Genomic DNA, 13,080 nt, shown 5'->3' on the forward strand with positions numbered 1-13,080 from the left:
ATGAAAATCTGGACCAAACGCAGCCTTATCGGAGCTGCTCTGGCAAGCGTCATGGCGCTGCCCGCCGCAGCAGAGGAAACTATTTCTGCCGTTGTCATCGATGGCTACCCAGACCGGGCATTATGGGTGAAGGAGTTCACCAACTTCTTCATTCCGGAGGTGGACAAGCGACTGGCCGACGCCGGCAACTACAAGATGAACTGGCAGGAGAACTATGGCGGTTCAATCGTAAAGCCGAAAGGCGTTCTGGAGGGAATCCAGCTGGGCCTTGGTGACATAGGCATCGTCACAACCATCTTCCATTCTTCGAAGCTGCCCAGCCAGGGTATATCGGGATCGACACCCTTTGTGGCATCGGATTCCCGTGCCGTGGCCAAGGCCGTAGATGAAATCGCACGCGAATACCCGGCGATGCAGAACGAGTTTGCTGCGCAGAACCAAGTCTATCTGGCCACAGGTGTTGTCCTAGACACGTATCAAATTTTCTGCACGGAACCGGTTGCCTCGGTATCAGATCTAGAGGGTCGCAAGATTGCAGGTGCTGGCCTCAACTTGCGGTATCTCGAAGGCATCAAGGATGCGGCAGGTGTGCGCGGTGGGCTGACCGATTTCTACAACATGCTTCAGACGGGTCTGGTTGATTGTGGAATGCTGTGGCCCGAAGCGGCGAAGACGTTCAAGATCGCTGAAGTTGCCCCGTATATGCTCAAGGCCGATCTGGGTGCTGTGAACTCAAAAACCATCACGGTTAATGCGGACTATTGGGCAAGCCTGCCGGACGAAGTCAAAGACGTGTTGACGGCGGTTGCCATCGATTACCGTGACCATGTCGCCGGCATCGCGATGGACCGCGCCGCTGCTTCGCGGGATGCTTACGTTGAAGCCGGTGGAACGATCGTTGAGGTTTCGGACGAAGACCGCACCGCATGGGCAAACGCCATGCCGAATGTCGCGCAGGAATGGGCCGCGACGCTGAATGACAACGGCGAACAAGGAACGGAAATGCTGGCCGCCTACCTTGGCAAGCTTCAAGACGCCGGTTTCACCGGAGTGCGTGACTGGACGGCCGAATAACCGTCCGGCGATCCACGAAAGGGGCCTTTCATGCTGAAGACCGCAGTTGCTGGCCTGTCGCGGGTCGCCAATTCACTTGCAATCGCCGCCAACGCTTTGGGTACGCTCGTCGTCCTAGCGTTGGTGGTTGTTCTGAATGTCGACGTTATTGCTCGTGGTCTGTTTTCAGCCCCATTGCGTGGCACTTATGAGATGGTGCAGTTTTCGGTCGTGATGATCGTCTTTCTGCAGTTGGCGGACGTGGTCAGAGTAGATCGGTTAACACGCTCGGACGGGTTCCTGAACCTGCTACACCATCGTCGCCCGGGCCTGACAGCCAACCTGAGGCGCATCATCAATGCCATCTCGGCGATCTTCATGGCATTGATTGCCTATGTGACATTCCCTGAATTCCTACACATGTGGCAGACGCAGGACTACTTCGGAGTGCCCGGTCTTTTCACATTGCCATGGTGGCCGGTCAAACTGGTCATCGCGTGCGGTACTGCGCTTGCCTGCGTGATCTTCCTGCTCAAGGTCGTCACGGCGCAGGACCGTCCGCAACTTATTCGCACTCCTGAACATGACGAGGCCGCAGAATGACGCCGATTGAGATTGGCCTGATCTCGGTCGTTGCCATTGTTTTCCTGATTTATGCGGGCGTCTACATTCCCATCGCCTTGGGCGTCGTCTCGTTTGTGTCGATCTGGTTGATGCGGGACAACTTCACACTAGCGCTGAACCTGCTGAAAGTGGCGGTCGGCGACAGCGCGATGGAATATAGCTTCGCGACTATCCCGTTGTTTACCTTCATGGGGCTCATCGTTTCAAAGGCTGGGTTAGGCAGGGACATTTACGAAGTCATGACCATGCGGTTTCGCAAGGTCAAAGGCGGGATTGGAATGGCGACGGTTGGAGCCAACGCCGTCTTTGCCGCAGTGACCGGATCGTCCATTGCATCCGCATCCGTATTCACCAAAGTTTCGGTGCCGCAGATGATGGCGCAGGATTACAACCCACGCTTTGCTGTTGGCGTGGTGGCCGGGTCGTCGGTTTTGGGCATGATCATCCCGCCATCGGCCATGCTGATCATCTACTCCTTTGTTGCTGAACAATCCGTGGGGGACATGTTCCTGGCCGGGGTCATACCCGGGATCATGTTGGCGATCGCTTATGTCGGCGCGATCTGGGCCATGGGCCGATTCACACCTGCGTTTGTCGGTGGCCGCATCGTGGCAGATACCGAATGGATGTCCGGGCGCGAGATTGCGTCCAAAACGCTACCAACACTGTGCATCATCACTATCGTTCTTGGCGGGATCTACACCGGCTGGCTTACTGCGGTCGAGGCAGGAGCAGCCGGTGCCTTCGTGGCGTTGATCATCGCTATCCTACGCAGATCCATGTCGCCAAAAGCGTTCTGGGACGCGTTGCTGGAAACCGGTCATATCACAGCGGCGATCTTGTTCCTGATCACTGCAGCTTCGATCTACAGCCGCATGCTGGGTCTGGCGGGGCTGCCCAACCAGTTGCAGGACCTGCTTGCGGGGAATTCCGCGTCCTTCTGGTCGATCATGCTGCTTTACGTGCTTCTGATGCTGTTTTTAGGAACATTACTTGATACAGCATCCATCATTCTGATTGTTGTACCGTTGTTCCTGCCTATGGCCGAAGCGCTGGATATGTCGCTGATCTGGTTTGGTATCATCACCGTGGTCGGCGCCGAAATCGGGCTTTTGACCCCGCCACTAGGCATATCCTGCTTCGTCATCAAATCGACGATCAATGACGACCGCATCTCTCTGAAGGACGTGTTTATGGGCGCGCTGCCCTTCGCCTTTGTAATGCTAATCGTTCTGTTCATTCTGATCGAGTTCCCGATCCTCAGCCTTGCCCTGATTTAAGGAGGCCAAGATGCGCTCTGTCACCAAAGACAATATCACCGATGTGTTCATGGGATACCTGTCCAAGGACACTGATCCGCGGATGCGTGAAATCATGGGGTCTCTGGTCAAGCACCTCCACGATTTCGCCCGTGAAACCAACCTGACGCATGACGAATGGCGCACGGGAATTGCATTTCTGGAGGGGTGCGCCGCTGTGGAAACCGAAGATAGGCATGAGTTTGTCTTGGCCTCGGACGTGCTGGGACTGTCATCGCTGGTGGATATGCTCCATTCAACTCCAGATGCCACAAGCTCGTCTGTTCTTGGGCCTTTTCACGTTTCTGGCGCACCGCCACTGCCATTCGGTGGTGATATGAAGCGTCACTACGGTGGGCCGGTTCTGCTGGCCGAGGGCGTTATCAGGGATGCCGAGGGTAATCCGATTAGCGGTGCAGAGCTCGACATCTGGCAAACGGCGCCAAATGGAATGTATGCAAGCCAGGATGAAGAACAGGACACCTTTTCTTTTCATGGCCTGATGACCACTGGTGAGGACGGTAAGTATGCATTCACGACCGTCAAGCCAGTCGAATACACCGTGCCGTCAGACGGGCCTGTCGGGGACATCCTGCGCGCCTGCGGTCGCCATCCTTGGCGACCGTCGCACCTGCACTATATCGTTAAGGCACCCGGGCACCGTTCCTTAGTTACCGAGATTTTCCCCGACAACGATCCCTACCTGGATCAGGATACAGTGTTTGGTGTTCGGGATGACCTGGTGATGACATACGTTGAAAGGCCGGCTTCAGAATTTCCCGAAGGCATGGAACTTTCTGGCAAGATTACTGAACCTTTCTTGCACGTAAAGTTCGATGTGAAGCTTGCCAGTGTCTGAATGCTATTGAGGGTGGTGCGGTGCTGAAACATACCTTAATTTTAGGTGCAACGCTTCTTTGTGGTACTGCCATCGCAGAAGAGCGACCGATCTTCGATGCGCATATTCATTACAGCCATGATGCCGTCAAACTGGTTCCTCCCGAACAAGTTGCCAAAATCCTTCGGGACGCAGGCGTGCGCAAAGCACTGGTTTCCAGCTCGGATGACAACGGTACCCAATTGCTGTTGGCCGCAGCGCCGGACATCGTTGTTCCGGCCCTTCGCCCCTACCGTCGCCGCGGTGAGATCAACACCTGGATGCACGATGAAACTGTAATCGACTATCTGGAAGCAAATCTGGCGAAGAACGAATACAAAGCCATCGGCGAGTTTCACGCTTATGGTGATGATATCAAAACACCGGTCATCCAGCATATGATCTCGCTGGCAAAAGAACGGAACCTAATTCTGCATCACCACGGCGATCGAGAGGCCGTTGACCTGATTTTTGAGGCCTGGCCCGAAGCTCGGGTATTGTGGGCCCACTCTGGCTTTGACGACCCGGCCAGTGTGACTGATGCCTTGGACACCTATCCAAGGCTTTGGGCCGATCTTGCGTTTCGCTCTGATATGGTCTCGCGGGGCCGTGTTGACCCAGATTGGAAGGCTGCGTTCGAAGCGCACCCGGATCGGTTTATGGTTGGTACGGATACGTTCGCTCCAGAGCGTTGGTACTACGTAGGCCCTCATGCTGATTTTTCACGGGAGTGGTTGGATTTGCTTCCGGTCCAGATCGCAGACAACATCGCATACGCAAACGCAGAACGTTTACTGGCATCAGAATGATCCGCTGGGTTGTCTGGTTTCTAGTATCATCTGGCGCGGCCGTCGCTTGTGAAACGGCAGGGCAACGCATGAGTTCGGAAATTCAAAACGCACCCAAGGTGCATGTGGCGCTCGACGAAATTCGATTGTCCCAACCGTTTTCTATTCTTCTGACAGTCTGTGATGAAGTTGCCGTGAGTGAGGTGCGCGTCGATGCAATAATGCCTGCTCACCAACACGGGCTAAACTACGCCCCCAAAATCACCGCATTAGGCGATAGGGTGTTTCGTGCAGATAACATGCTGTTTCACATGCCGGGGCTGTGGGAACTGCGAGTTGACACCAACTTTGGCGGGCGACCGATATCCTACACTTCCGATGTCGTGCTAAAATGAAGGTGCTGGTAACAGCGGCGTTTGTAGTCCTAGCGGGGGCCGTTCATGCCGAATTCCTGTTGTCTGATGACGAAATTCAGCAAACGCTGTCCTTCGGACCATGGCCAATTTCGTTTCAGTCGGACCCAAGCAACAGGGTTTCAAGCGATACAAGAGCGATTGCGCTAGGAGCGGCCTTGTTCAACGATCCGGTGTTGTCAGCCGACGGAGCATTAACTTGTGCAAGTTGTCATGACCCTGAACAGGCATTTACCACGTCCGACGCGCGAGCATTTGGTCGCGTCCTGGTAGATCGAAACACTCCATCCCTGCGGAACCTTGCTGGTCTCCGCTGGTACGGTTGGGGCGGTAAGAGCGATAGCCTGTGGGCAGCCAGCTTGCATCCGATCATCGAAGAACAAGAGATGGCGCACAGTAAAGAAAGCCTAAAGGCAGCTATCTCGGAAAGTATCTACATTGATGATTTTGAAGCCATATTTGGCGACATCCAGATTCAAGATCCAGAACTTGTGCTGGTGAACACTGCCAAAACGCTATCCGCTTACTTGGAAACATTGGCAACCGGCCGGACGCAATTTGACGATTTTCGCGATGCATTGGAGAACCAAGATTTAGCAGCCGCTGCGAACTACCCCGAAGCTGCCCAGCGAGGTCTTCAGCTGTTCATAGGGCGTGGAAAATGTGTGTTGTGCCACAATGGTCCGAGATTTTCCAACAATGAGTTCCATGACGCAGGCGTTCCATATTTTCTGAGCGAAACCGAGGTCGACGACGGGCGGTTCGGTGGATTGAACTTTTTGCTTTCGAACGCTTACACATTGGACGGCAACTGGAGCGACGATCCGGGAAAGCAAGGTTCATGGGTGGTTCGCAGTGTCCGCAGGAGCCACTCAGATTTTGGGACCTTTCGTACGCCAAGCCTACGGGGCGTGGCCGAAACCGCGCCTTATATGCATGACGGCAGCCTAATCGACTTGGATGCGGTGATCAGGCACTACAGCGAAATTGATACGGAAAGATTGCACGCCGACGGTGAAGCCATACTGTCGGAGTTGAACTTGTCTGAGCAAGAGATTGCAGACTTAGCTGCATTTTTGGAGTCACTGTCCAAAGTGCCTTAATACAGCGCTTGTGTTAACGGCTTGGAAATGGGCTATCTGGCTTGCGGCCTAGGCGAACGTTGCAGACCTTGGAATCTGTGCTTCATCACACCAAGACAAAAAATATTCCCGAGTCTTGCCCGATTACCGCGAACGATTGTGTTAGCCAGGGGGCACGGCTTCACCGAACCCATATATCACTTGTCAGGTCAGTGAAAAGTTTGGTGGATATTGGCGGCTGTCTCAAGAAGCGCTTGTTCAATAGTTTCTTTTTGTCGTGAAAACCGTGTCGTTGGCACCGGGATGGAGATTGCGTGCAAATCTCCAACCCAATCGACGAAGGAAAATCCTATTGCCGACACACCGGCAGAATGTTCGTCCATGTCATAGGCAAGGCCTTGTTCTCGGATCATGGCCAGTTCGGACAAAAACTCATCTAAGTTCCTCTGGATTCCGTTCCGGTCCCATTCGTTTCGAATTAGCTTGATCGCATCTTCTTTACTGAGTTTGGCAAGACATGCTTTGCCATTCGCCGTGGTGGTCAAAGGAAAAACCTCGCCCACTTGCGAGACCGTCGTCAAACGGTAAACGCCAGGAACCTGATCCAGAAAAACCATGCCGATACCGCGCATAACTGCGAGGTCAGTTGTTTCTCCGGTCTTTTGCGTCAGTTCAGTTAAAAGAAGCCGGCAGTGCTCAACAATGCTGTATTGGGCCGCCCCGGCAAGGGCGTTCAGTTCAGGGCCGAGCCGCAGACCGCCTCCATTCGCATCGGAAATAACAAACTTCTCTTCCGCAAGGGCACTTGTGATTCTCTGTACCGTAGAGCGGGGCAGGTCAACGCGTTCGGCAATTTTTCCCAGGCTCATCCCGGACTGGCTTTCCTTCAGAACACGCAGAATCGAAGCTGCTCTCGAAATGACCTGAATGCCACCTTTGTCGTTTTTATCAGGCATTTACGTCTCCTCTTCGTTTCTTGGTTCTGCCGCTGCGGGTGTCAGGCGCACCGGCAAGCTGTACCACTATGCGGTGCAAGTCAACCGTAATGTGAGTTTTAAGTTGACCGCATTGCGGTGCGTATGCATCATGATACGGGACAGGTGGGGAGGCCACCCATTCAATTCAAATCGACCAACGCCGCTTCGCCGGCGAACAGAGGAGATATGCCCAATGGTTGAAATCCGCGGCATTGAGTTTCAGGCAAACACCGACAATGATATGGGGCTGGAGTTCTATAACCTGAGTCACAGATACGGGTTTCAATGCCCTAACTGGCCCTATTTCAAAGACGTCCAGATCGACCGAAAACACTATATGGCCAAGTCGGGCGTGTTGTCGCAAACGATTACCACGACCATGCACGTGACCACGCATATCGATGCGCCGGCGCATGTTGTTCAGGGAACGCCGTTCATCGATGAGGTACCGCTGCCGCATTTCTTCGGTTCGGGCCTGGTGGTTTCTGTCCCCAAGAAAAAGTGGGAGCAAATCACAGGCGATGATCTGGAAAAGGCTTGCGGGCACGCGATCCGCAAGGGCGACGTTCTGATCATCAATACCGGTTGGCACAAGCAGTACGAAGATGGTGACTACTTCGCCTACTGCCCGGGTCTTGTCCCTTCAGCCGCCGAGTGGATGATCGAAAAAGGTGTGAAAGTTGTCGGGCATGACACCCAGGCAAACGACCACCCGCTGGCAACAGCCATCGGCCCGCAGCGAAACGGTCCGATCATGCCGCATCTTGAGAAGGAATATCTTGAGTGGTCAGGTGGAACTCCTTGGGAAGTTGACTTCCCTGAGTGGGAACCGGTGCACAATATGCTGTTCTCCAGAGGTATTCTTGGAATTGAAAATGTTGGCGGTGACCTTGATGCGGTGACCGGCAAGCGATGCACCTTCGCATTCTTCCCTTGGAACTGGGACCGTGGTGATGGCTGCATCATCCGCTTGGTGGCGATGATCGACAAGAACCAGTCCTATCGCATCGAAGCTGGCGAAGAATTCTGAACACTCACGGACCGGCCGCCGGTTCGCCGGCGGCCACCATTACTATAATCCTGAGCGGGGACGAACATGCATCTAAAGCGGTTTAAAGACGCCCAACCCTACGAAGCACCGAACCACTTCGGATGCCACGGGCTTCGTTTGCAGGGGTTCGAGGAAGGCGGGCCGACAAATCAATGGATCGGCTTCAGTCAGTTCCTGCCGGGTGGAGGTGCTGGGCCGGACTCTACGCCGTTCGAGAAGGTCTACTTGGTTTTGGACGGCGAAATGACCGTCATCGTTGATGGAGTGGGAACCACCCTGGGACCCATGGACAGCTGCACGATCGCGCCGGGCGAAGTTCGTAAAATTGAAAACCGTTCGAACCACACCTGCAAGATGCTTGTCGTCATTCCGTACCCGCCAGAAAGCTGAGGACGAATAGTATGTCTAATCCACTCAAGATGTTTGATGTTAAGGACAATGTCGCACTGATCACGGGGGCCTCTGGGGCTTTTGGCATGGTGGCCGCACGTGTTCTTGCCGGGGCCGGTTGCAACTTGGTTTTGGCAGCAGGCAACCAACAAGCGCTCGATGAGATTGCCAAAGAGTGCGAGGAGCTCGGAGCTGCTGTTGTAACAGTGAACACACGCCCAAACGATGAAGCGTCATGCGACGCGTTGGTCGATGAAGCGGTCAACAGTTTTGGCAAGCTGGACATTCTCGTCGTCGCGTCCGGTATGAACAAAGTCGCTCCAATCAACGAAATGGCTCCCGAAACCTTTGATGCGGTGATGGATGCCAACGTCAATCAAAGCTGGTTACTTGCGCGTTCGGCTGCGAAACAGATGAAGGTCAGCGAATATGGCAAGATCATCTTCGTCAGTTCCGCTCGTAGTATCCTTGGCCACCCGGCTGGCTATACTGCGTATTGCGCATCAAAGGCTGCAGTAAACGGGATCACTAAAGCCTTGGGGTGTGAGCTCGGGCCGACTGGAATTACCGTCAACGCGATCGCGCCGACAGTGTTTAGGTCTCCTTTAACAGCTTGGATGTTCGAAGAAACCGACGAGGCCAAAGCGGTGCGCGATGGCTTCCTTACCCGTGTTCCCAAGGGGCGACTGGGTGAGCCAGAAGACCTTGCCGGTCCTCTACTGTTTCTCGCGTCGCGCGCATCTGATTTCTACACCGGGCATATCCTTCATGCCGACGGTGGATATACGGCGGGCTAAATGATGGTGCGTAAAAAACAGCAGATGGCAGTGATTGGCGCAGGCCTGATGGGCCATGGCATTGCCCTGACTTTAGCGAAGGCCGGTCAATACGTCGCCATCACGGATCCGGTGAAAGAAGCCCGGGATACGGTGTCAGAGCGCATTCGCGCCAGCATGGCGGCGATGGGGGATGACGAGGATAAAATCACAAAGACCCTCAAGATGATTGAGATCTTTGCGACAACGGAAAGCGCGGTCCGAAATGCGGACGCGGTTTTCGAAGCGGCGCCGGAAAAATTGGAACTTAAGCAAGCGATATTTGCTGAAATCGAGGCGCACGCACCAGAGACTTGCATTCTCGCATCCAATACTTCGGTCATGCCGATCACTCAGATCATGTCTGGTTTGCGGCTGAAAAACCGGGCCATCGGAACGCATTGGTGGAACCCGCCGCATATGATCCCGTTGGTCGAGGTCATCAAGACTGAGTGGACAGACCCAGAGACTGCACAGACAATGTACGATCTATTGAAGGATGCCGGAAAAACTCCGGTGATGGTCGAAAAGGATGTGCCCGGCTTTATCGGTAATCGCCTTCAACACGCGTTGTGGCGGGAAGCGGTCAGTCTGGTGGAAAACGGTATCTGCGACGCAGAGGCGGTTGATACCGTGATCAAGTCCAGTTTTGGCCGCCGGTTGGCAGTGCTTGGACCTTTAGAGAACGCTGACCTTGTTGGCACCGATCTGACGCTCGATATCCATGAAAACGTGCTGCACGATCTTGAGGCGCACAAGGGCCCCTCAACCTATCTCAAGGCGCTCGTCGATGCGGGCAAGTTGGGCATGAAATCCGGCGAAGGGTTCAGAAAGTGGGCCGAAGGCGAGGCAGATGAAGTTCGCCAGCGTGTCGCAACGCATCTGAAAACTCTCGAGAAGACTTTGTAAGATCAATCAAACACTGGCGGGAGGCCGGTGAAGGGAGGACGCAATGACAAGGACTTTCAAAACAGCCACAAGGCGTGGTTTCATAGCCGGTGCCACAGCGGCGATTGCTGCGCCGGCCATCCTTCGGGCAACGCGGGCCTATGCCGCGAACCCGACGCTGCGGATCGGTAATGTCAGCCCGCGCACCGGACCACTGGCCGGTTTTGCCGAGGCCGATGAATATGTGCTGCAAGCCATTCAGCAGGTCTTTTCGGCGGGCTTGGACAACAATGGCAAGACCTGGAATGTCGAGATCATTTCAAAAGACAGCCAGTCCAATCCAAACCGCGCAGCTGAGGTCGCCGCTGACCTGATTCTGGGAGATGAGGTCGATATCATTGTTGCGGCTTCAACGCCGGACACGGTGAATCCTGTCGCCGATCAGGCAGAGATCAATGAAGTCCCCTGCATCACAACCGACTGCCCATGGCAGCCATACTTCTTTGGCCGCAACGGCGTTCCGGGCGAAGGGTTTGAGACCACCTATCACTTCTTCTGGGGTCTTGAAGACGTTATCGCCGCGTTCCTCGACATGTGGGACAAGACAGGCGTGGCCAAGACCGTGGGCGGTCTTTTCCCCAATGATGCCGATGGCAATGCCTGGGGTGATGCGGAACTGGGCCTGCCCAAACCGCTTGCTGCTGCAGGATACACGCTGACCGATCCCGGTCGTTATCAGCCGCTCTCCGATGACTTCTCAAACCAGATTGCAGCGTTTAAGGCGGCTGGATGTGAAATCGTTACCGGCAACATGATCCCGCCGGATTTCGCAACGTTCTGGAGCCAGGCCGCACAGCAGGGGTTCAACCCCAAGGTTGTCACGATCGGCAAGGCGCTGTTGTTCCCGTCTGTCATTGAATCGCTCGGCGATCGTGGCGATGGATTGTCGACCGAGGTCTGGTGGTCTCCACATCACCCGTTCTCGTCCTCGCTGACCGGCATTTCGTCGAAACAACTGGCAGAAGGGTACACAGCAGAGTCGGGACGTCCATGGACGCAACCGCTTGGCTTCAAACACGCTCTGTTCGAGGTCGTCGCCGATGTGATCAAACGGGCTGATGATCTGGAAGACCCCACTTCGATCATCTCGGCAATCACATCCACCAACCTGAACACCATCGTCGGGCCGGTGAACTGGGGTGATGGGCCGATGAACAATGTCACTAAAACACCATTGGTCGGTGGTCAGTGGCAAAAGTCCGGGGACGCGTATGAGTTGCAGATCGTTGCAAACAGCACCGCGCCCGAGGTTCCGGTGACGGCAGACATGAAGCTGCTGGGCTGACCAATTGTTCGGCGCCGATCTTGGTGCCGAACCCTTCATCCGAGAGAAGCATGACAACAATCCTGAATCTCCAAGACCTGAGCAAAGCATTTGGCGCAGTCACTGTCGCCGATGCGCTGAACTATCAGGTCCAACAAGGTGAGGCACTTGGGGTGATTGGCCCTAATGGCGCCGGTAAAACCTCGATGTTCAACCTGATCACTGGAACGCTGAAACCGAATTCCGGACGTATCGAGTTTGATGGTCAGAACGTCACCAAATGGAGCGCAGCAAGACGCAGCCATGCAGGGATCGCCCGTTCGTTTCAGGTCCCGCAGCCATTTTCGGGCATGACCGTTTTCGAAAACGCCATGATCGCCGCCACGCAATCGGCTGGGCTGCGTGGGCACCAAGCTGAACGGTTTTGTCTGGAAGTACTGGATCAAACGGAGCTGCTGCCAAAGGCAAACACTGTTGCAGGTAGCCTGACATTGCTGGAACGAAAACGCCTGGAACTGACACGCGCGCTTTGCGCCAAGCCAAGATTGCTGCTGCTGGATGAAATCGCCGGTGGGCTGACCGAAGCCGAGTGCAAATCACTGGTTCAAACCATCAAGGACATTCATGCCTCCGGCGTCACCATCATCTGGATCGAACACGTTGTGCACGCCCTGTTGGCCGTTGTGGACCGCCTGATCGTTATCGACTTCGGAAAGAAGATCGCCGAGGGCGAGCCGCAGGCAATCATGGAAAGCACTGAGGTCAAAGAGATATATCTAGGGATCGAAGCCGATGCCTGATCCAATTCTCCAGACACGCGGGTTAAACTCTTTCTACGGCGACTTCCAAGCGCTCTACGACGTCGAACTGGACGTGGGCGAGGGCGAAGTCCTTGCCATTATTGGTGCAAACGGTGCGGGAAAAACCACCTTGATGCGGTCCATCACAGGGTTGCTGACGAACGGACCGGGTCAGATCCACTACCGGGGGCAGGATGTCAGCCGACTTCGAGCGGACGAGGTTGCCGAACTTGGCCTCGCCATGGTTCCAGAAGGTCGTCAATTGTTCCCCTCTTTGTCAGTCAAAGAAAACCTGATGATAGGTGCGCAAGTTGGCCGCAAAGGCCACTGGGATCTGAAAGCCGTCTATGATCTATTTCCAATTCTTGAAGAGAGAAAAGATCAGGCCTCTACTTCGCTCTCTGGCGGTCAACAGCAGATGGTTGCTATCGGGCGCGCTCTCATGGCCAACCCCGATTTGATCCTCTTTGACGAAGTTAGCCTCGGGCTGGCGCCGATAATCATCAAAGACATCTACGAAGCGCTGCCCGGCATCATTGGCGAGGGTATGAGCGCGATCATCGTTGAACAGGACATCACCAAGGCACTGTCGGTCTCGAGCCGGGTCTACTGCCTGCAAGAGGGACGCGTTTCGCTGGAGAGCGCGTCTGACACCGTTTCGCGCGAAGACATCTCGCGCGCTTATTTCGGGATCGAATAA

General features: G+C 54.8%; 15 protein-coding genes. 14 read left to right on the forward strand and 1 reads right to left on the reverse strand.

Annotated elements, in window-relative coordinates; translation table 11 throughout:
- The 7 genes from AC2FD9_RS13560 to AC2FD9_RS13590 are packed head-to-tail and all read left to right on the forward strand — an operon-like array spanning window position 1 to window position 6,156.
- The gene (locus AC2FD9_RS13560; RefSeq protein ID WP_496837350.1) at window positions 1-1,074 is read left to right on the forward strand and encodes a C4-dicarboxylate TRAP transporter substrate-binding protein; all 1,074 of its coding nucleotides are present in this window, start codon (window positions 1-3) and stop codon (window positions 1,072-1,074) included.
- A gap of 30 nt (window positions 1,075-1,104) precedes the next feature.
- A complete protein-coding gene (locus AC2FD9_RS13565) occupies window positions 1,105-1,656 on the forward strand; it encodes a TRAP transporter small permease (RefSeq protein ID WP_058273382.1) in 552 nt (183 codons plus the stop codon).
- Window positions 1,653-2,957 carry a TRAP transporter large permease gene (locus AC2FD9_RS13570; RefSeq protein WP_496837352.1) on the forward strand — a complete coding sequence of 435 codons (1,305 nt, stop codon included), beginning with the start codon at window positions 1,653-1,655 and terminating at the stop codon, window positions 2,955-2,957. Before AC2FD9_RS13565 ends, AC2FD9_RS13570 begins: the two co-directional genes overlap by 4 nt.
- 10 nt (window positions 2,958-2,967) lie before the next feature.
- Complete coding sequence (locus tag AC2FD9_RS13575; protein ID WP_496837354.1) at window positions 2,968-3,834, forward strand: dioxygenase family protein; 867 nt, start codon at window positions 2,968-2,970, stop codon at window positions 3,832-3,834.
- Window positions 3,835-3,854: 20 nt separating this feature from the next.
- On the forward strand, window positions 3,855-4,661 hold the full coding sequence (locus AC2FD9_RS13580; RefSeq protein ID WP_496837355.1) for an amidohydrolase family protein: 807 nt from the start codon (window positions 3,855-3,857) through the stop codon (window positions 4,659-4,661).
- Window positions 4,658-5,035 (forward strand): hypothetical protein, encoded by a 378-nt coding sequence (locus tag AC2FD9_RS13585; protein WP_496837357.1) that lies wholly within the window; start codon window positions 4,658-4,660, stop codon window positions 5,033-5,035. Before AC2FD9_RS13580 ends, AC2FD9_RS13585 begins: the two co-directional genes overlap by 4 nt.
- A 59-nt stretch (window positions 5,036-5,094) precedes the next feature.
- A complete protein-coding gene (locus AC2FD9_RS13590) occupies window positions 5,095-6,156 on the forward strand; it encodes a cytochrome-c peroxidase (RefSeq protein WP_496837359.1) in 1,062 nt (353 codons plus the stop codon).
- A 188-nt stretch (window positions 6,157-6,344) separates the two neighbouring features.
- Here the strand turns inward: AC2FD9_RS13590 and AC2FD9_RS13595 are convergent, their stop codons facing one another.
- Window positions 6,345-7,091: an IclR family transcriptional regulator gene (locus AC2FD9_RS13595; RefSeq protein WP_472724740.1), complete on the reverse strand. Its 747-nt coding sequence runs from the start codon at window positions 7,089-7,091 to the stop codon at window positions 6,345-6,347.
- A gap of 214 nt (window positions 7,092-7,305) precedes the next feature.
- Here AC2FD9_RS13595 and AC2FD9_RS13600 point away from each other — a divergent pair, with 214 nt between their 5' ends.
- From AC2FD9_RS13600 to AC2FD9_RS13630, 7 genes are all read left to right on the forward strand, one after another.
- A complete protein-coding gene (locus AC2FD9_RS13600; RefSeq protein WP_085823200.1) occupies window positions 7,306-8,142 on the forward strand; it encodes a cyclase family protein in 837 nt (278 codons plus the stop codon).
- Between the two features lie 66 nt (window positions 8,143-8,208).
- On the forward strand, window positions 8,209-8,553 hold the full coding sequence (locus tag AC2FD9_RS13605; RefSeq protein WP_496837361.1) for a cupin domain-containing protein: 345 nt from the start codon (window positions 8,209-8,211) through the stop codon (window positions 8,551-8,553).
- Between the two features lie 11 nt (window positions 8,554-8,564).
- Window positions 8,565-9,350 (forward strand): SDR family NAD(P)-dependent oxidoreductase, encoded by a 786-nt coding sequence (locus AC2FD9_RS13610; RefSeq protein WP_108862219.1) that lies wholly within the window; start codon window positions 8,565-8,567, stop codon window positions 9,348-9,350.
- Window positions 9,351-10,277 (forward strand): 3-hydroxyacyl-CoA dehydrogenase family protein, encoded by a 927-nt coding sequence (locus AC2FD9_RS13615; RefSeq protein WP_496837364.1) that lies wholly within the window; start codon window positions 9,351-9,353, stop codon window positions 10,275-10,277. It abuts the gene before it with no gap.
- A gap of 43 nt (window positions 10,278-10,320) precedes the next feature.
- Complete coding sequence (locus AC2FD9_RS13620) at window positions 10,321-11,601, forward strand: ABC transporter substrate-binding protein (protein WP_496837365.1); 1,281 nt, start codon at window positions 10,321-10,323, stop codon at window positions 11,599-11,601.
- 50 nt (window positions 11,602-11,651) lie between these two features.
- Window positions 11,652-12,380 (forward strand): ABC transporter ATP-binding protein, encoded by a 729-nt coding sequence (locus AC2FD9_RS13625; RefSeq protein ID WP_282121279.1) that lies wholly within the window; start codon window positions 11,652-11,654, stop codon window positions 12,378-12,380.
- Window positions 12,373-13,080, forward strand: coding sequence for an ABC transporter ATP-binding protein (locus AC2FD9_RS13630; protein ID WP_496837367.1), 708 nt, complete (start codon window positions 12,373-12,375; stop codon window positions 13,078-13,080). Before AC2FD9_RS13625 ends, AC2FD9_RS13630 begins: the two co-directional genes overlap by 8 nt.

The sequence above is a fragment of the Ruegeria sp. YTSC230 genome (genome assembly GCF_059609665.1).

Coding starts and splice junctions, on each gene's coding strand:
- AC2FD9_RS13610 (WP_108862219.1), top strand. CDS start 8,565: ATGTCTAATCCACTCAAGATGTTTGATGTTAAGGACAATGTCGCACTG.
- AC2FD9_RS13565 (WP_058273382.1), top strand. CDS start 1,105: ATGCTGAAGACCGCAGTTGCTGGCCTGTCGCGGGTCGCCAATTCACTT.
- AC2FD9_RS13620 (WP_496837365.1), top strand. CDS start 10,321: ATGACAAGGACTTTCAAAACAGCCACAAGGCGTGGTTTCATAGCCGGT.
- AC2FD9_RS13560 (WP_496837350.1), top strand. CDS start 1: ATGAAAATCTGGACCAAACGCAGCCTTATCGGAGCTGCTCTGGCAAGC.
- AC2FD9_RS13575 (WP_496837354.1), top strand. CDS start 2,968: ATGCGCTCTGTCACCAAAGACAATATCACCGATGTGTTCATGGGATAC.
- AC2FD9_RS13605 (WP_496837361.1), top strand. CDS start 8,209: ATGCATCTAAAGCGGTTTAAAGACGCCCAACCCTACGAAGCACCGAAC.
- AC2FD9_RS13630 (WP_496837367.1), top strand. CDS start 12,373: ATGCCTGATCCAATTCTCCAGACACGCGGGTTAAACTCTTTCTACGGC.
- AC2FD9_RS13600 (WP_085823200.1), top strand. CDS start 7,306: ATGGTTGAAATCCGCGGCATTGAGTTTCAGGCAAACACCGACAATGAT.
- AC2FD9_RS13585 (WP_496837357.1), top strand. CDS start 4,658: ATGATCCGCTGGGTTGTCTGGTTTCTAGTATCATCTGGCGCGGCCGTC.
- AC2FD9_RS13625 (WP_282121279.1), top strand. CDS start 11,652: ATGACAACAATCCTGAATCTCCAAGACCTGAGCAAAGCATTTGGCGCA.
- AC2FD9_RS13595 (WP_472724740.1), bottom strand. CDS start 7,091: ATGCCTGATAAAAACGACAAAGGTGGCATTCAGGTCATTTCGAGAGCA.
- AC2FD9_RS13615 (WP_496837364.1), top strand. CDS start 9,351: ATGATGGTGCGTAAAAAACAGCAGATGGCAGTGATTGGCGCAGGCCTG.
- AC2FD9_RS13570 (WP_496837352.1), top strand. CDS start 1,653: ATGACGCCGATTGAGATTGGCCTGATCTCGGTCGTTGCCATTGTTTTC.